This window comes from Streptomyces sp. TRM68367 (assembly GCF_014495685.1).
Taxonomy (GTDB): Bacteria; Actinomycetota; Actinomycetes; order Streptomycetales; family Streptomycetaceae; genus Streptomyces.
The window spans coordinates 1-15859 of the sequence record NZ_JACTVI010000080.1; the positions used below are offsets into that span (position 1 = coordinate 1).

A 15859-nucleotide genomic window follows, 5' to 3' on the forward strand; every position below is an offset into this window, starting at 1 on the left:
GTGCCAAGTCGCATGCCCGGTTCGGGAAGCGGCTCCGGGGAAACGGGCCGGTCGGAAGACCGGAACCGCGCCCCGGGCCGACTTCACCAGACAGCTGGCCCCAAAGGAGGTTGTCAGCTTCACGCTTCCGATATATCGTTGAGGCATCGCGACAGATCAACGATGGAATGGAGTGGTTGCGATGCGCACCCATGGATTCGAGCATGGACATGGACACGGCGGTCCCGGCCGGCGTGGCCGGGGTGACTTCGAGGCGCTGCGTGCGGCCTTCGGTCCCTTCGGGCCGGGCGGGCCCGGGTTCGGTCACGGTGGTCCTGGCGGCTTCGGGCCGGGGCCGTGGGGCGGGCGAGGACGCGGGGGACCGCGGGGCAGGGCCCGGCGCGGTGACGTACGGGCCTCGATCCTGGCCCTGCTCAAGGACCGGCCGATGCACGGCTACGAGATGATCCAGGAGATCGCCGAGCGCAGCGGCGGGGCGTGGAAGCCCAGCCCGGGTTCGGTGTACCCCACTCTCCAGCTGCTGGAGGACGAGGGGCTGATCGCCAGCGAGAGCGAGGGCGGCAAGAAGTTGTTCTCGCTGACCGAGGCGGGCCGCGCGGCCGCCGACGAGGGCCCCGAGGCGCCCTGGGAGGAGGCCTCGCGCGGAGTCGACTGGGAGGCGCTGAACGACATCCGTCAGGCCGGGTTCGGGCTGATGGAGGCCTTCGGGCAGGTCTGGAAGACCGGCAGCAAGGAACAGCGCGAGAAGGCGCTCGCCGTCATCAACGAGTCGCGCAAGAAGCTGTATCTGATCCTGGCCGACGAGGACTGATCCTCTGCCGGCACCGGTGGTCCGCTCGCTGATGGGATCCGGCTGCCTCCCCGCCGGAGGAAGGTCGCCCCGCGGAGCACTCCGCGGGGCGCTCGCGTGCGTACGGGCGCCGGGCCGGTCAGGCGGCTCAGGTCACCAGCCCGTCCAGCTTGCGCAGCGACTCGTTCAGGGCCGCCGTCGCCGAGTCCTTGAGCTTGCCCGCCATGATGGCCACGGCCGCGCCCGTGAACTCCCCGTCGATGCGCACCGACGTGGTGTCGCCATCGGGCGTCAGGGTGTAGCGCGTGGCCACGGTCACGCCCATCGGGCCCTGGCCGCGGATCGCGAACACCCGGGCCGGCTCCAGCTGCTCGACGGTCCACTCGACCTCCGCCGGGAAGCCCATGAGCTTCATGTTCTCCTGAAAGGTCGCACCCACGTCGAGGGAGGCGGGCCCGCCCTTCGGGAAGCTCGTGTGGGTCTCGTTCCACTCCCCGTACGAGGGCCAGTCCGTCAGCCGCGCCCAGACCTTCTCCGCGGGTGCCCCGATCCGTGCCTCCGCGCTGACTTCGGCCATGCGACCACCTCTTCCGTGTCGGGCTGGGTGTCGCGGAACGTAGCCGCAGGGTCTGAAATGTTCAATACTGATGAACCGTCAGGTAGTGCCGGAGCTGCCGCGGGATCAGCCGACCCGCCGGATCACCGCCGCGTCGAACACGTCCCACGCGCGCGGGAAGGGGTCCTCGTCGTGTGGGTGCCGGAAGACTGGCGTGGTGCGGTGGTTGCCCTCGGGGGTGTGCGGCGAAGCGGTGTGCGCCCTTGGTGCAGGAACGTCGGGATCTCATCCGTAAGGAGGAGATCCCGGTCGGGGATGTCCACTCCCCGTGGGACGCCGAAATGCTTCGCACCGGGGATGACCCGGGCCCGAGTGGCTGATGGGGTAGGGGTGTGCAGCATCGAATCCCCCCGCAGTCGTCCCACGAGCAGGACATTCACCGACCGGAGACCGATGCCGGGCTCAGCGACGAGCTGGCAGCGGTGGTCGCCGGTGCCCGCCGCCGGGCGGTCCGGGACGGGGACCGGCAGATCGACACGGCCCACCTGCTGCACTCGCTCCTGGAGTCCGACCCCGAGGTGCGCGCCGTCCTCGGCGAGGGCCCGCGGATCGCCCGGGTGCTCGCCTATCTCGTGCAGCGCAGCATCGGCTATGGCTTGCGCTGGCAGGGCAGCGTCGAGGACTCCGGTGCCGTCCCGGTGGTGGCGGAGGCCGCGGGCTTCTCGCCGCTGGCCGCGGCCTCGATGGGGTACGCCGGTGAGCGCGCCGCCCGCGACGGGCGTGCCCGGGCCCGCGGCGTCGACCTGCTCGCGGCGATCATGGTCGACCCGCAGGCGCGCGCCGTCGAGGTGCTCGACCGGGCCGGGATCGACGCGCACGAGGTGTTCGCCCGGACCGGCAAGCAGGAGTTCCCGGACCGCCCGAGCCCTCAGGAGTACGTCGGCGGCAACGGCACCGGCTGAGCCGGAGTAACGCCTCTGTGCCGTTCCCTGTCACCGTCCAGTCGACGAGACAGGTGTCATCGGGGGTGACGCTCATGTCATCGCCTGTCATCATGTGCCGGTGCATACGTCGAAGAGCAGTCGGGGCAGCCGGGGCAAGGGCGTGGGGCTCGGCCTCGCGCTGGCGTCCGCGGTCGCCTTCGGGGGATCCGGAGTCGCGGCCAAACCGCTGATCGAGGCGGGCCTCGACCCGCTGCACGTGGTGTGGCTGCGGGTGGCCGGCGCGGCGCTGGTCATGCTGCCGCTCGCCGTACGGCACCGCGCGCTGCTGCGCCGCCGCCCCGGACTGCTCGCCGGGTTCGGGCTGCTTGCCGTGGCCGGCGTCCAGGCCTGCTACTTCGCCGCTCTCTCCCGCATCCCCGTCGGGGTCGCGCTGCTCGTGGAGTATCTGGCGCCTGCCCTGGTGCTGGGCTGGGTGCGGTTCGTGCAGCGGCGGCCGGTGACGCGGGCCGCCGCGCTCGGCGTGGTCCTCGCGGTCGGCGGGCTCGCCTGTGTCGTCGAGGTCTGGTCGGGCCTCGGCTTCGACGCCCTCGGCCTGCTGCTCGCGCTCGGCGCCGCCTGCTGCCAGGTCGGCTACTTCGTCCTGTCCGACCAGGGCAGCGACGCCGGCGACGACGCGCCCGACCCGCTCGGCGTCATCGCCTACGGCCTGCTCGTCGGCGCCGCAGTGCTGACCGCCGTAGCCCGCCCCTGGACCATGGACTGGTCCGTGCTCACCGGCACCGCCACCATGAACGGCACCCCGGTCGCCGCCGTCGTCCTGCTGGCCTGGATCGTCCTGGTCGCCACGGTCCTGGCGTACGTCACCGGAATCGTCGCCGTGCGCCGCCTGTCACCGCAGGTCGCGGGCGTCGTGGCCTGCCTGGAGGCGGTCATCGCGACCGTGCTGGCCTGGATCCTGCTCGGCGAGCACCTCTCGGCGCCGCAGCTCGCGGGCGGCGCGGTGGTTCTGCTGGGCGCCTTCATCGCGCAGTCGGCGACGCCCGCGAAGGGATCGGCGCGGCCGGTGGCGAGCGGCGGGCCGGAAAGGGAGTTGTCCACGCCCGGCACCCCTGCATAGGGTGCTGGATCATGCATTCGGACGCACTCGTTCTTCCGCCCCCGGCCGCCTGAGGCGGGCCCTCCGGTAAGCGTGCCCGGCATGTCGCCGGGCGGAACGCCGCTGCCCGCAGACGAAGTCCGCGACCCCGCTGATCCGGGGTCACTTCCCGAACTTCCGCGCACCGCGCTGTCGTGCGCCGTGCGCGTCTGCGGAGAACACACGTGTCGAATGCTGTCTCCGGCCTGCCCGTCGGGCGAGGCCTCCTCTATCTGATCGTCGCCGGTGCCACCTGGGGCACCGCGGGCGCCGCCGCCTCCCTGGTGTACCGCGCCAGTGACATGGGACCGGTCGCCCTGTCCTTCTGGCGCTGCGCGGCCGGGCTCGTGCTGCTGTACGCCGCCCGCCTCCTGCGCCCGCGCGCACGGACGTCCGCCGCCGAGCCGTTCGCCCGCAGGGCGCTGCGCGTCGGCGTCACCGGGATCGGGCTCGCGCTGTTCCAGACGGCCTACTTCACGGCCGTCGACGTCACCGGACTCGCCGTGGCCACCGTCGTCACCCTGGGCGCCGGACCCGTACTCATCGCGCTCGGCGCCCGGCTGACCCTGGGCGAGCGGCTCGGCACGGGCGGGACCCTCGCCGTCGCCGGCGCGCTCACCGGACTCGCCGTGCTCGTACTCGGCGGCGGGGACGCGACCGTACGCCCCTGGGGTGTGCTGCTCGCGCTGCTGTCCGCCGCCGGGTACAGCGTGATGACGCTGCTCACCCGCCGGTGGGGCCGCGACGGCGGCGTGGACGCCGCGAGCACGACCGTCGGGGCGTTCGCGGTCACGAGCCTGTGCCTGCTGCCGTTCGCCCTGGCCGAGGGGCTCGTGCCGCACACCGCCGAGCCCGCCCGGCTGCTGTGGCTGCTGGCGTACGTCGCCGCTGTCCCGACGGCCCTCGCCTACGGCCTCTACTTCGCGGGCGCGGCCGTCGTGCGGTCCGCGACAGTGTCCGTGATCATGCTGCTGGAGCCGGTGAGCGCGGCCGTGCTCGCCGTCGTCCTGCTCGGCGAACATCTCACGCCCGCCACCGTGACCGGCACCCTGCTGATGCTCGGCTCGGTCGCGGGACTCGCCCGGGCGGAGGCGCGGGGTGCGCGGCTGGGGGCGGAGGAAGAGGAAGGGGAGGAGCCGGTACTCGTTTAAGGGAGCACTCGTACGAGGGAGCACTCGGGAAGGGGGTACTTGCCCCGACCGTCAGGCCCCGCGGCGGCGCAGCAGGTGCTCGCGCGCCGCGCGGTCGCCTGGGCCGCCGCGGACCGCCAGCTCAGCGGCGATCCGGTCCTGCACCTGAGCGGGCTTGTTTCCGGCGTACTTGAACTTCGCCCGTACGCCTGTCACTTCCAGCCGCAGCCCACGGATGCCGGACAGCATCCTGCCGTACGGCGCCTCGCCCACCGCCGCCCGCGCGGAAGAGCCCTCCGGCTGGAAGTGGCCGACCTGGCGATTGAGGAGGTCGGCCTTGGCGGCCGGATCGTCCACGACGTGGGCGCGGCACCGGAGTTGGACGGCCGCGTAGAAGCTCGTCGGGACGCCGTGCTCGGACGGGACGTCCGGCGCGGCCTGCCACGGTCCGGGCACGTACACGTAGTCGTCGATCACGCTCAGCAACACGTGCGGGTTCGCCTCCAGCGCCCGCCACAGCGGGTTGGGCCGCGCGAGGTGGGTGACAGCCTCACCGCGTTCGGCCTCGTACGCGAAGTGCAGCGGCTGCACGTCCGGCGGCTCACCCGGCTGGCCGTTGACCGCGAGCTGCCCGAAGTCGTGCACTGTCAGCCAGCGTTGCCACTCGGCGTCCTCACGGGGTGCGTCCCAGGGGTGGACCAGCATCACAACACCCCCAGGTAGCCGGGGAGTTCGGCGCCGGGCGGCAGTGCGGCGTCGGCCACCGGAGTGTCGTAGCCCTTGCGCAGCGGGACCAGGCCGGCCCAGTGGGGGAGGGCGAGGTCCTCCGGTTCGTCGTTCACGCCGCCCGTGCGGACCTTGGCGGAGACCTCGTCGAGGTCGAGGCGGAGCACGGCGGTGGCGGCCAGTTCCTTGGCGTCGGCGGGCCGGCAGTCGCGCGAGCGGCCGGGTACGACGTTGTCGACCAGGGCGTCCAGGGCCGCGCTCCGCTCCTGCGGGTCGGTCACCTGACGGGCGGTGCCGTGCACCACCACGGAGCGGTAGTTGATCGAGTGGTGGAAGGCGGAGCGGGCCAGGACCAGCGCGTCGACATGCGTCACCGTCAGGCAGACCGGAAGGCCCGGATCGGCCTGGCCCGCCGCCCGCAGTGGGCGCGAGCCCGTCGAGCCGTGCACGTAGAGCCGCTCGCCGAGTCGGCCGTACAGCGTGGGCAGCACGACCGGCGCGCCGTCGCGGACGAAGCCGAGGTGGCAGACGTAGCCCTCGTCGAGGATCGCGTGCACCAGGTCCTTGTCGTACGAGGCGCGGTTCGCCGAGCGCGTCGGGACGGTGCGGTCGGTGGGCGTGTAGGCGGCGGAGGCTGCGGACTGTGACGGCTGCTGCGTCCCCTGCATGACTGGCGGCCCCTTCAAAACTGGCACTCTGTATTGCACTAGTGCATAATGAACTTTGTGCTAGGAGAGTATCGGATCGAAGGGCGTGGCGCAGCGGAGATTTCCGCGAGCGTCGAAAGCGCGGTGAGCGCCGGGGAGCTGAAACCGGGGCAACTGCTGCCGCCCATGCGGGAGTTGGCCACGCGGCTCGGGGTGAATCCCAACACCGTCGCCGCCGCCTACCGCACCCTGCGCGAACGCGGGGTCGTCGAGACGGCGGGGCGCCGGGGCACCCGGGTGCGGCCCGCGCCGGCCACGACCGGGCGGGCGCACATCCGGGTGGACGCCCCCGAGGGGGTGCGCGACGTGTCGAGCGGCAACCCCGATCCGGCGCTGCTGCCCCCGCTGACGCAGGCCTTCGCCGCGGCGGCGGCCGAGGGCGACCGGGCGCCGGTCCTCTACGGCGAGGATCCCATGGAGCCCGAGCTGGCCCGGATCGCCCGGGCCGACCTCGACGCCGACGGCGTGCCGCAGGGGTCGCTCGCCGTGCTCAACGGCTCCCTCGACGCCGTCGAACGGGTGCTCGCCACCCACCTCAAGCCCGGCGACACCGTCGCCGTCGAGGACCCCGGCTGGGGCCGGACCCTCGACCTCGTCCCGGCGCTCGGACTGCGCACCGCACCCGTCGGCGTCGACGACGAAGGGCCGCTCCCCGACGCCGTGCGCCGCGCCCTGGCCGCCGGGGCGCGCGCCCTGATCGTCACGGACCGGGCGCAGAACCCCACCGGCGCCGCGGTGAGCGCTACGCGCGCGCGTGCCCTGCGCTCCGTGCTCGCCGAACACCCGCAGACCCTGCTCATCGAGGACGACCACGGCCACCGCATCGTCGACCTGCCCCTGCACCCCCTCGCCGGCACCACCCGCAGCTGGGCCTTCGTCCGCTCACCGGCCAAGGCGTACGGCCCCGACCTGCGCCTCGCCGTGCTCACCGGGGACACCGTCACGCTCGACCGGGTACGCGGCCGGCAGCGCCTCGGCCCCGGCTGGGTCAGCCGCGTCGCCCAGCGGGCCGTCGTACGGCTGTGGGCCTACGGCGCGGTGGACGCGGCGGCGGTGGCGACGGCGTACGGGCGACGCCGCGACGCCCTGATCGACGCGCTCGCCCGGCGGGGCACCACGGCGCACGGGCGCAGCGGCATGAACGTGTGGGTACCGGTACCGGACGAGACCGGCGCCGTGTCCCGCCTGCTGCACGCAGGCTGGGCGGTCGCACCCGGCGCACGCTTCCGGCTGAGCGCCCCGCCCGGGATCCGCATCACCGTCTCGACGCTGAAGCCGCAGGACATCGCGCCCCTGGCCAACGCGGTAGCGACGGCAGTGGGCCCAGCACCAGCGAGGAGCTACGCATAGACAAGGGTGAGCGCAGCCAACCCAAAAGGGGCGCGGGGAACTGCGCGACCAGCCAACCCCAACCCGCGGTCGCGAATGACCGATGGCGCCCCACCCCATCAGGCGCCCCGCCTGACCTGCGTCAACGCCGCACCCGCCAGCACAACCACCGCCCCCACCGGCGTAGACCAGGCCAGCGACTCACCAAGCAGGGCGACGCCCGCGACCGTGGCGATGACCGGAATGAAATACGTGACCGTCTGCGCCGTCGTGGGCCCGACCTCGGCGACCAGACCGTACTGGACGAGCATGGCGAACCCCGTACCCAGCGCACCCAGGGCCACGACCGCGAGCAACGGCAGTACGGGGAAGCTGCGCGGCACACTGGTGAACAGCGGTGTGATCATGGCCAGTTGGAGCGTGGCAAGCAGCAACTGCCCGCCGGTCAGCGACAAGTGCGAGTGGCCGCTGCCGGCCAACGTGCGGCGCACGTAGATCCAGCCGATCGGATAGCTCAGCGAGGCCAGCAGCGCCATCACCGTGCCCGAGACATCCAGCCCGGCGAAGCCCTCCCACGCACCGAGTACCGTCAGCACACCCACGAAGCCGATCCCCAGCCCGGCGACCCGCAGCCGCGTCGGCCGGTCCTCGGACAGCGCGACCAGCGACAGGGCCATGCCCCACAGCGGGGACGTCGCGTTGCAGATACCCGCGAGCGTGGACGGAATCGTCAGCTCCGCGTAGGCGAAGAGGGAGAACGGCAGCGCGTTGAGGAAGAACGCGGCGACCGCCAGATGCCCCCACGTGCGCCTCCCGCGCGGCAACCGCTCCCGCTTCAGAGCCATCGCCGCCCCGAGCACCGCCGTACCGAACACCAGTCGCCCCAGCGTGACCTGGAACGGCGCGTAGCCCTCGGTGCCGACCTTGATGAGGAGAAAGCTGAAACCCCAGACCAGGGACAGGGCGCCGAAGCGCAGCCGCCAGCCGAGGCGCGGACGCGGGCGGGCGGTGGAGGGGCAGGGCGGGACGCGGGTGGTGGTCATGTACGCCACGATGGTGGACCGGAACCTCGTAGCACAACCGAGAATTCGCACCCGGTAAATCGTAGTATTGCTTACATGTTGAGTCTGGAGCGCCTGCGCACCCTGGATGCCCTCGCCCGGCACGGCTCGGTCAGCGGCGCGGCGGAGGGTCTGCACATCACGACATCGGCCGTCTCGCAGCAGATGTCCAAGCTGGAGCGGGAGGTCGGCCAGCAACTCCTGGCCAAGAACGGCCGGGGCGTGCGGCTCACGGACGCCGGCCGGCTGCTCGCCGAGCACGCGGCGCGCATCCTGTCGCTGGTCGAACTCGCCCAGTCGGACCTGGAGGCACAGCGCGGGCAGGTGGTGGGCGAGTTGCGGATCACCGCGTTCCCCACAGCCGCGCGCGGACTCTTCCCGGCCGTGCTCAGCTCGCTGCGGGCCGAGCATCCGGCGCTGCGCGTGCGCTCGCGCGAGCTGGAGCCGGCGGAGGCCGTCCAGGCCGTGATCCGCGGGGACTTCGACCTGGCCGTCGTTCTGGACTGGTACAACAAGCCGCTACCCGTGCCCGAGGGACTCGCCAAGGCCTCGATCCTCGACGACCCCGCGGAGATCGCCATGCCCGAGGACCACCCGCTCGCCGGCCGGGACGAGGTCGACCTGGAGGAGTTCGCGGAGGACGACTGGGTCACCTGGGGCGAGAGCGAGTTCTGCCACGAGTGGCTGATGTACACGCTGCGCGCCAAGGGCATCGAGCCGCGCATCGCGCACCGGGCCGAGGAACACCACACCCAACTCGCCCTCGTGGCCGCGGGGTTGGGCGTGTGTGTCGCACCCCGGCTGGGCCGCGAGCCGACGCCGCCCGGAGTGCGGACGGTGCCCGTCCGCCAGCGCGTCCACCGCCATGTCTACGCCGTCTGGCGAGCGGACGCCGACCGCCGCCCGTCCATCCGGGCGGCGGTCGAGGCCCTGCGCGCAGCGGGCCGGGCCAAGAGCTGACCTACACGCCCAGCTTCCGGAAGTCCCAGGACACGATCTTCTCCGGCGTCAGCCGCACCCACGCGTGCCGCCCGTCGTGCGGCATCTCCTCCAGGCCGAAGTTCTTGCGGGCGAACAGCGTCTCGATGACGTCGAGTTCGGCGCACAGCTCACCGGTGCGCGGTGCCTCGCCCACGAACTCGACGGTGCCGGACAGCTCCACGCCGCGCAGTTCCTCGTACTCCTCGCCGGTGTCCACCACGATCGCCACCCGCGGATCCCGGCGCAGATCCGCCCACCGCTTGCTGCGCACCACGGAGTACAGCCACAGCGAGGTGCCGTCCCAGGCGAACCAGAGGGCGCTGACGTGCGGGAAGCCGCCCGGCGACACCGTGGCGACCCGGCAGGTGCGCTGGCTGGTGAGGAACTCGTCCAGCTCACCGGGCGTCATCATGATCTTCCGGCCCCGGCGCTGCGTGGTGGTCACGCGGCCGCCCTGTTCTCCGACGGTCATGCGTCCTCTCTTCTCTCACGTCGTGTCAGAGGAGAGATCCTCTGACATCACGTCAGAAAAGGATGGGCCGTCTTCCGCTCTCGCGCAACGGGGGCTACGCTCGCCCGCTCCGCCCGTCGCCGACCAGGGGGGCACCATGCCGTCGTACGAACGACTCCGCGAGCTGCTCGACCCCGCGACCACCGTCCTGCTCACCGTCGAGTGCCAGGAAGGCGTCGTCGGTACGGACAGCGCGCTGCCCGAACTTGCCAAGGAGGCCCGCTCCTCGGGCGCCCTCGCCCGGATCGCCCGGCTGGTGGCCGCCGCCCACGACGCCGGGATCCAGGTGATCCACGCCATCGCCGAGCGCCGCCCGGACGGCCGCGGCGCCAGCCGCAACGCCCGCCTGTTCCACGCCGCCGAACGGCTGCCCGTGCAGCAGCTGTCCGGCACGACGGCGGTCCGCGTGGCCACCCCGATCGAGGTCGCCGAGGCGGACATCGTCGTACGGCGGCTGCACGGGCTGTCGCCGCTGCACGGCACCGACGTCGACGCGCTGCTGCGCAACCTTGGCTGCCGCACGCTGATCGTGACCGGCGTGTCGGCCAACGTGGCCGTGCCCAACGCGGTGTTCGACGCCGTGAACCTCGGCTACACCGCCGTCGTACCCCGGGACGCCATCGCGGGGGTGCCCTCCGACTACACCCCCGCGATGATCCGCAACACCCTCGCATTGGTCGCCACGGTCGCGACCACGGACGAGGTGCTGGCCTGTGTCACCCGAGCACGGCGCTGACGGTCACGCGAGCGTGATCGAGTCGCCTTGCACGCTGATCTGCCTGGCGGCCAGCGGCTTGGTGGCGGGCCCTTTCTTCACGCTGCCGTCGAGGACGGAGAACCGGCTGCCGTGGCAGTTGCAGGAGAGGGTGTCCCCCTGGAGGTCGATCAACGGACAGCCCGCGTGGGTGCAGATCGTCGAGAAGGCCTTGAAGTCGCCCGCAGCCGGCTGCGCCACGACCACCTTCTCCTCGCTGAAGACCTTGCCGCCGCCCTCGGGGATGTCGGCGGTCTTGGTGAGCGCGGTCCCGGCCCCAGTGTTGTCCCCGCCGCCGGAACGACTGCCGGAGCCGCCGCTGCCGCCGGCGCCGGTCTCCTCGGGAGCGGCGCTGGACGAGGCGGACGAGCCGTCGTCCGAGCCCCCGCACGCGGTCAGCGCGACGGCGAGCCCCACCGCTCCCGCCGCCGCCACGACGGTACGGCGGGTCGGTTCGGATGCGGGGTTGAACGGTGCGCTGGTCATGCTGGATTCCCTTCGGGAAGGTCGAGTTGAATCTGCCGACTGGTACGGTCGGCACAGATCGCCTGTTCAGACGATGTCGGAATCTTGACCCGCTCGACCTGGGGCATGGGTAAAGCGGCACTGTCGGTTCACTGTCAGGGGCTGTCGGTTTTCTGTCGGCGCCCGCCGTGGCAGGTGTCGGTGCCGAGCGACGGCAAGTTCGCCCAGTACTACTCGCAGGCCATCAACAAGGACGCCCCGCACCCCGCGGCAGCCCGCCTGTGGGAGGAGTATCTCTACAGCACCGAGGGCCAGAACCTGTTGCTCAAGGGCTATGCCCGCCCGGCGCTGATGGCGCTGCCGTTCGTCTACCGCGCGCTGGACGCGGGGCTGCGCGCCATCGACGTACGCACCCTCGTCGAGGCCGCCCGCAGCTGCGGGGCGAGCTGGCCGCATGCACTGGTCCGCGCGGTGCTGCCGAACCTGCGCGGGGCGCTGCTCAACGCGTCCTTCCTGCACTGGCGCTGGTGCTGGGCGAGTTCACGGTCGCCCAGCTGCTCGGATTCCAGCCGTTCGCCGTGTGGATCGTGACCGTCAGCGGCTCCAACGCCCAGCTGTCGTTCGCCGTGTCCGTGCTCAGTCTGCTCGTCACGTGGATCCTGCTCCTCGCGCTCGCCGGTGTCGGCGGGCGCTCCCGGACCACCGCCTCCCGGGGATGAACCATGACCGCCACCACACGTGAGAAGGCCACTGTCGCCGCAAGGGCCGCCACCGTCGAATTCCGGGTCCTGCGCCGGGAGTTCGGGCCGACCTTCGCCCTGGACGGGCTTGACCTGACCGTGCGGCCGGGGGAGTTCCTGGCCCTGCTCGGCCCGTCCGGCTGCGGCAAGACCACCGTGCTGCGCATGCTCGCCGGGGACAGGGCCTGCGGGTACTCGACTCCCGCACCGCCCTCAGCGGCAGGCCCCGAGCCTGGCCGGACGTCTCCGGCAACGACTGGCCGTCGGACCACGCCGCCGTCGTCACCACCTTCGCCCTGGACCACGGGAACTGACCCCCGTCACCGTGCCCCCTCGTCGTCCTCCTGTCCGCCCAGATTCTCGGCCAGCTGGAAGAGGGCGGGCAGGGCGCCGGTGATGGCCGAGCGGGCGTCGTCGTCGAGGGCGGCGAGTGCGGCGTGCATGCGGCGTTCGTGGGCGGCGGTCCACGCGGCGAGCTGTTCGCGTCCGGCGCCGGTGAGGGTGACCACCGAGGCGCGTCGGTCGGCCGGATCGACGTCGCGGGCGACCAGCCCTGCATTGATCATCTGACCGATCAGTCCGCTGACGGTACTGGAGGCCAGACGCTGGCGCGCGGCGAGGTCGCTGATCCGGGCGGGGGAGTGTTCGCCGAGCACCTGCAGCAGCTCGACCTGGGCCATGGGGAGGGTCTCCCACGGGTAGTCGGTGCGGATCGAGGCGCGCAGCGCGCGGCGCAGGCGGGTGACGGCCTCGGTGAGAAGGCGGGCGTCCGGCGCCCCGCCTGCGGGCCGGGAGACGGGAACGCCGGTACGGGGCTGGGCGGGCATGAGGCAAGGGTAGCCGGGCCGCGCCGCCGCTTCTGTCGCCGTGTGCGAGAGCCGAGCGGGACCCCGGTCGCCAAATGCTTCGGTGTCCGATGTATTGTCGGGCGGTCCTCCCGGTCGCAGCCGGGTCCCCGTGGGGTGAGAACGGTCGTGCTCATGAATATGGCGTATCTGCCCAGCCCATCGCAGGGGGTGTGGCATCTCGGGCCGGTGCCGATCCGCGCGTACGCGCTGTGCATCCTGGCCGGCATCTTCACCGCCGTATGGCTCACCGGGCGGCGCTGGGAGGCCCGCGGCGGGCGCCGGGAGGACATCGCGGACATCGCGGTCTGGGCGGTGCCGTTCGGCGTCCTCGGCGGCCGGCTGTACCACGTGATCACCGACCCGGAGCTGTACTTCACCGCAGGCCGGCAGCCGATCCGGGCGCTGTACATCTGGGACGGCGGGCTCGGTATCCCAGGTGCGGTGGCGCTGGGCGCGGTCGGTGCCTGGCTGGGCTGTCGCCGACGGGGCATCCGGCTGGCCGACTTCGCCGACGCCGTCGCCCCGGGGCTGGTGCTGGCGCAAGCGATCGGCCGGTGGGGCAACTACTTCAACCAGGAGCTGTACGGCCGTCCCACCGACCTGCCGTGGGCGCTGTACATCGACCCGGCCCACCGGCCCGCCGGCAGCCCGGGCATCGCCCTGTACCACCCGACGTTCCTGTACGAGTCGCTGTGGGACCTCGGCGTGATGACGCTGCTGCTGTGGCTGGACGCCCGCCACCACCGGCGGTTGCGGCGCGGGCGGCTGTTCGCCTGTTACGTGCTCGCGTACACGGCCGGCCGGACCTGGATCGAGGCATTGCGCATCGATCACGCCAACCACTTCCTGGGAGTCCGGCTGAACGACTACGTCTCCGTGCTGCTGTTCACCGGCGCACTCGTGTACCTGATCGCCACCCGGCGCCCGCGTCCTGGCGACGACGCCCCGTACCCGCCCGGGGCCGGGAGCCCGGCGGGTGGTGCGGAGGCGTTGTCATGAGAGGGAATGGGCGCGTGCGGCGAGCGGCGAAGATCGCGGTCGTCGGTGGTGCGGTGTCGACGCGCTCGGGTGTCGCAAAGCCGGTGACCACCGGGCCGCCGTCACCACAGGGCTACGCCGGGCAGCGGTCCACGTGGGCCTGCGACTCGTCGCCGCCCGTGGCGCGCGGCGCGGACGGCGGGGCGGTCGTCAAGTGGACGCCGTCGGAGCCGACTGGACGCTCTCACAGAGGCTTCGGCAGGGCGTTCCAGGGCACCTGCGCACCCTGCTCCACCTTCAAGGTGACGGTCCGCGTACTGCCGGACGGTGCCGTGGCGAACGAAGCACGTCAGGTGTTCGGCCTCGGCCTGAACTGGAGCACCGGTGTACCCAGTTCTTACGGCAGCGCGCCGACGACCGGCGGCGCTTCGAAGGCGATGACGTACATCGGACTGAGCGCCCCGGCCGACGCGGCCCTGCGCTCCCTGCTGAAGTCGACCGCACAGCAGGGCACTTCGGCGCCGACCGTCCGCGGCCTGAGCGGCGATGTCGGCGCGAAGACCGGTACCGCCGAGGTGGACGGCCGGCCGAAGCCCGACAACTGGTTCATCGCCTACCGGGACGACGTGGCCGCGGCGGCCGTGGTGCCTGACAGTGGCGAGGGCTACAGCTTCGCGGGCAAGATCGTCACTGCGGTCCTCGCCGCAAGCTGAGCTCGGTGGTCTGCTTCGATCGTCGCCATGGACTTTCGACCGGCTTCAGCGGGGGACGTACCACACCTGGCAGCGACGCGGAGAGTGACCGTGACGACAACCGACAGCGAGGAGAGGGCGGTGCGTTCCGGAGGCCGGATCCGGACAGCTCCCTCGCGGGACGTGACGGTCGTGACGCGGTGCCGGCCCCGCGCGGCCGTAGGCATGTCCGGAGCGGGCCTCGCACTGTTCGCTCTGGTCGGCGCGAGCGCGCCCAACCCCAACACGCTGCGCGCGCCGATCACCTGGCTTCGACTGCCCGCCCTGCCCGGCACCGTCTCCGAGGCGATCACGTACGTGGCCATAGTGCTCTCGGGTCTGGGAGCACTCGGCATGCTCGGCGCCCACAGACGGGGCTGGCGCCCTGACCCGAGGCTGTTGTTCTGCGCCGGCGCGCTCGCCGTGCTCGTGGTCGCCAACCTCACCCCGGTCGGTTCTTCCGACACGGCCAGCTATGCCGCGTACGGCCGTATCGCCGCGCTCGGCGGTGATCCGTACGTGACGACCCCCGCCCAACTGGGGGGCGCCTACGCCCATCTGGTGGGCAACGCATGGCGGGACACCCCTTCCGTGTACGGTCCGGTCGCCACCGGGTGGCAGGCGGCTGCGGCGTTCGTCGGCGGCGATCAGCCGTGGCTGACGATCTGGGCGCTGATGCTCGCGAACGCGGCCGCGTTCCTGGTCACCGGCTACCTGCTGATACGCACCGCCGACGATCCGGTCCGCGCCGGCCTGCTGTGGATCGCCAACCCGCTCCTGATCGGCGTACTGGTCGCCGGTGGGCATCTGGACACCATCGTCGCCTGCCTGGCCGTCTGCGCCCTCCACTTCGCCCACCGGGCTGTCCGATGGCATCACGATCTGCTCGTCGGCGTGCTGGTCGGCCTGGCCTGCGGCGTCAAGATCAGCACCGCCCTGCTCGGCGTGGGACTGGCCTGGCCGTTGCTGCGCTCGGGCGCTTGGCGCCGGGCTGCCCGACAGGTGTGCGCGGCCACGCTGACGCTGGCCGTCCTCTATGCCGCTTACGGGCTGCATGCCCTCGTCCCGCTCTCCGCGGCCTCACAGATGATCTCCACACCCTCGCTCTGGCAGGCGTTCGACCACTTCGGCACCGCGTTCCTGGGCCATCGCACGGTCGCGGCCACGATCAGCCTCATGTGGCCCGCCCTGATGCTCGCCCTGACGTGGGGACTGCGCCGCCGCGCGCCGGCGGACACGGCCGCTGTCGTCGCCGTACCGTTCGCGCTCACCTTCGCCTGGATGCTCGCGGCACCGTGGTCGATGCCCTGGTACGCCGCTCTCGCCTGCGCCTTGGCGGCCCTGGCCGGCCAGGGCCGCCTCACCCAGTACCTCATCGGGACCACAGCCGTGCTCGCCCTGTTCCACAACAGCGGCGGTCACGGCTGGACCTGGTGAGCGACCTCAGCCCGGTGTGGCGTACCCGCGGAAGCT

General features: G+C 72.3%; 17 protein-coding genes and 4 pseudogenes. 14 read left to right on the forward strand and 7 right to left on the reverse strand.

The window, feature by feature from the left end; translation table 11 throughout:
- Positions 1-181: 181 nt before the first annotated feature.
- Complete coding sequence (locus tag H8R17_RS34095; protein WP_187827087.1) at positions 182-811, forward strand: PadR family transcriptional regulator; 630 nt, start codon at positions 182-184, stop codon at positions 809-811.
- A 127-nt stretch (positions 812-938) separates the two neighbouring features.
- Here H8R17_RS34095 and H8R17_RS34100 read toward each other — a convergent pair whose 3' ends face one another.
- A complete protein-coding gene (locus tag H8R17_RS34100; RefSeq protein ID WP_187827088.1) occupies positions 939-1367 on the reverse strand; it encodes an SRPBCC family protein in 429 nt (142 codons plus the stop codon).
- Between the two features lie 371 nt (positions 1368-1738).
- Here H8R17_RS34100 and H8R17_RS34105 point away from each other — a divergent pair, with 371 nt between their 5' ends.
- The 3 genes from H8R17_RS34105 (at position 1739) to H8R17_RS34115 (ending at position 4576) form a co-directional block, all read left to right on the forward strand.
- Complete coding sequence (locus tag H8R17_RS34105) at positions 1739-2308, forward strand: Clp protease N-terminal domain-containing protein (RefSeq protein ID WP_187827089.1); 570 nt, start codon at positions 1739-1741, stop codon at positions 2306-2308.
- Between the two features lie 94 nt (positions 2309-2402).
- Positions 2403-3407, forward strand: coding sequence for a DMT family transporter (locus H8R17_RS34110; protein ID WP_187827090.1), 1005 nt, complete (start codon positions 2403-2405; stop codon positions 3405-3407).
- A gap of 203 nt (positions 3408-3610) precedes the next feature.
- A complete protein-coding gene (locus H8R17_RS34115) occupies positions 3611-4576 on the forward strand; it encodes a DMT family transporter (RefSeq protein WP_187827091.1) in 966 nt (321 codons plus the stop codon).
- A 51-nt stretch (positions 4577-4627) separates the two neighbouring features.
- Here the strand turns inward: H8R17_RS34115 and H8R17_RS34120 are convergent, their stop codons facing one another.
- A complete protein-coding gene (locus H8R17_RS34120) occupies positions 4628-5260 on the reverse strand; it encodes an FMN-binding negative transcriptional regulator (RefSeq protein WP_187827092.1) in 633 nt (210 codons plus the stop codon).
- Positions 5260-5949, reverse strand: coding sequence for a pyridoxamine 5'-phosphate oxidase family protein (locus tag H8R17_RS34125; RefSeq protein ID WP_187827093.1), 690 nt, complete (start codon positions 5947-5949; stop codon positions 5260-5262). Before H8R17_RS34125 ends, H8R17_RS34120 begins: the two co-directional genes overlap by 1 nt.
- 57 nt (positions 5950-6006) lie before the next feature.
- Here H8R17_RS34125 and H8R17_RS34130 point away from each other — a divergent pair, with 57 nt between their 5' ends.
- A complete protein-coding gene (locus H8R17_RS34130) occupies positions 6007-7338 on the forward strand; it encodes an aminotransferase class I/II-fold pyridoxal phosphate-dependent enzyme (protein WP_187827094.1) in 1332 nt (443 codons plus the stop codon).
- A gap of 98 nt (positions 7339-7436) precedes the next feature.
- On the opposite strand, the gene H8R17_RS34135 is transcribed toward H8R17_RS34130, so the two are convergent.
- Entirely contained in the window at positions 7437-8360 is a 924-nt protein-coding gene (locus tag H8R17_RS34135; RefSeq protein WP_187827095.1) for a DMT family transporter, read from the reverse strand.
- Between the two features lie 75 nt (positions 8361-8435).
- On the opposite strand from H8R17_RS34135, the gene H8R17_RS34140 reads away from it, so the two are divergent.
- The gene (locus H8R17_RS34140; RefSeq protein ID WP_187827096.1) at positions 8436-9338 is read left to right on the forward strand and encodes a LysR family transcriptional regulator; all 903 of its coding nucleotides are present in this window, start codon (positions 8436-8438) and stop codon (positions 9336-9338) included.
- Between the two features lies 1 nt (position 9339).
- On the opposite strand, the gene H8R17_RS34145 is transcribed toward H8R17_RS34140, so the two are convergent.
- The gene (locus H8R17_RS34145) at positions 9340-9804 is read right to left on the reverse strand and encodes a pyridoxamine 5'-phosphate oxidase family protein (protein WP_187827124.1); all 465 of its coding nucleotides are present in this window, start codon (positions 9802-9804) and stop codon (positions 9340-9342) included.
- Positions 9805-9967: 163 nt separating this feature from the next.
- Between H8R17_RS34145 and H8R17_RS34150 the strand changes: the two genes are divergently transcribed.
- Positions 9968-10606, forward strand: coding sequence for a cysteine hydrolase (locus tag H8R17_RS34150; RefSeq protein ID WP_187827097.1), 639 nt, complete (start codon positions 9968-9970; stop codon positions 10604-10606).
- 3 nt (positions 10607-10609) lie between these two features.
- Here H8R17_RS34150 and H8R17_RS34155 read toward each other — a convergent pair whose 3' ends face one another.
- On the reverse strand, positions 10610-11110 hold the full coding sequence (locus H8R17_RS34155) for a Rieske (2Fe-2S) protein (RefSeq protein ID WP_187827098.1): 501 nt from the start codon (positions 11108-11110) through the stop codon (positions 10610-10612).
- A gap of 168 nt (positions 11111-11278) precedes the next feature.
- Between H8R17_RS34155 and H8R17_RS34160 the strand changes: the two are divergent.
- The 4 pseudogenes from H8R17_RS34160 to H8R17_RS47680 form a co-directional block, all read left to right on the forward strand.
- Positions 11279-11443: pseudogene (locus H8R17_RS34160) on the forward strand (ABC transporter substrate-binding protein); the annotation flags it as partial.
- Positions 11438-11808 (forward strand): annotated as a pseudogene (locus H8R17_RS34165) (ABC transporter permease subunit); the annotation flags it as partial. The pseudogenes H8R17_RS34160 and H8R17_RS34165, both read left to right, overlap by 6 nt.
- Positions 11809-11811: 3 nt before the next feature.
- Positions 11812-12006, forward strand: a pseudogene (locus H8R17_RS34170) (ATP-binding cassette domain-containing protein); the annotation flags it as partial.
- Between the two features lie 2 nt (positions 12007-12008).
- Positions 12009-12143: pseudogene (locus H8R17_RS47680) on the forward strand (hydrolase); the annotation flags it as partial.
- A gap of 6 nt (positions 12144-12149) precedes the next feature.
- Here H8R17_RS47680 and H8R17_RS34175 read toward each other — a convergent pair.
- Positions 12150-12656: a MarR family winged helix-turn-helix transcriptional regulator gene (locus H8R17_RS34175; protein WP_187827099.1), complete on the reverse strand. Its 507-nt coding sequence runs from the start codon at positions 12654-12656 to the stop codon at positions 12150-12152.
- 153 nt (positions 12657-12809) lie between these two features.
- Between H8R17_RS34175 and lgt the strand changes: the two genes are divergently transcribed.
- The 3 genes from lgt to H8R17_RS34190 all read left to right on the forward strand — a co-directional run bounded on the left by lgt (position 12810) and on the right by H8R17_RS34190 (position 15823).
- On the forward strand, positions 12810-13676 hold the full coding sequence (lgt, locus tag H8R17_RS34180) for a prolipoprotein diacylglyceryl transferase (protein ID WP_187827100.1): 867 nt from the start codon (positions 12810-12812) through the stop codon (positions 13674-13676).
- A gap of 14 nt (positions 13677-13690) precedes the next feature.
- Positions 13691-14368 carry a penicillin-binding transpeptidase domain-containing protein gene (locus H8R17_RS48915; RefSeq protein WP_316959609.1) on the forward strand — a complete coding sequence of 226 codons (678 nt, stop codon included), beginning with the start codon at positions 13691-13693 and terminating at the stop codon, positions 14366-14368.
- Positions 14369-14458: 90 nt separating this feature from the next.
- The gene (locus H8R17_RS34190; protein WP_187827102.1) at positions 14459-15823 is read left to right on the forward strand and encodes a hypothetical protein; all 1365 of its coding nucleotides are present in this window, start codon (positions 14459-14461) and stop codon (positions 15821-15823) included.
- The last annotated feature ends 36 nt before the right edge of the window (positions 15824-15859 follow it).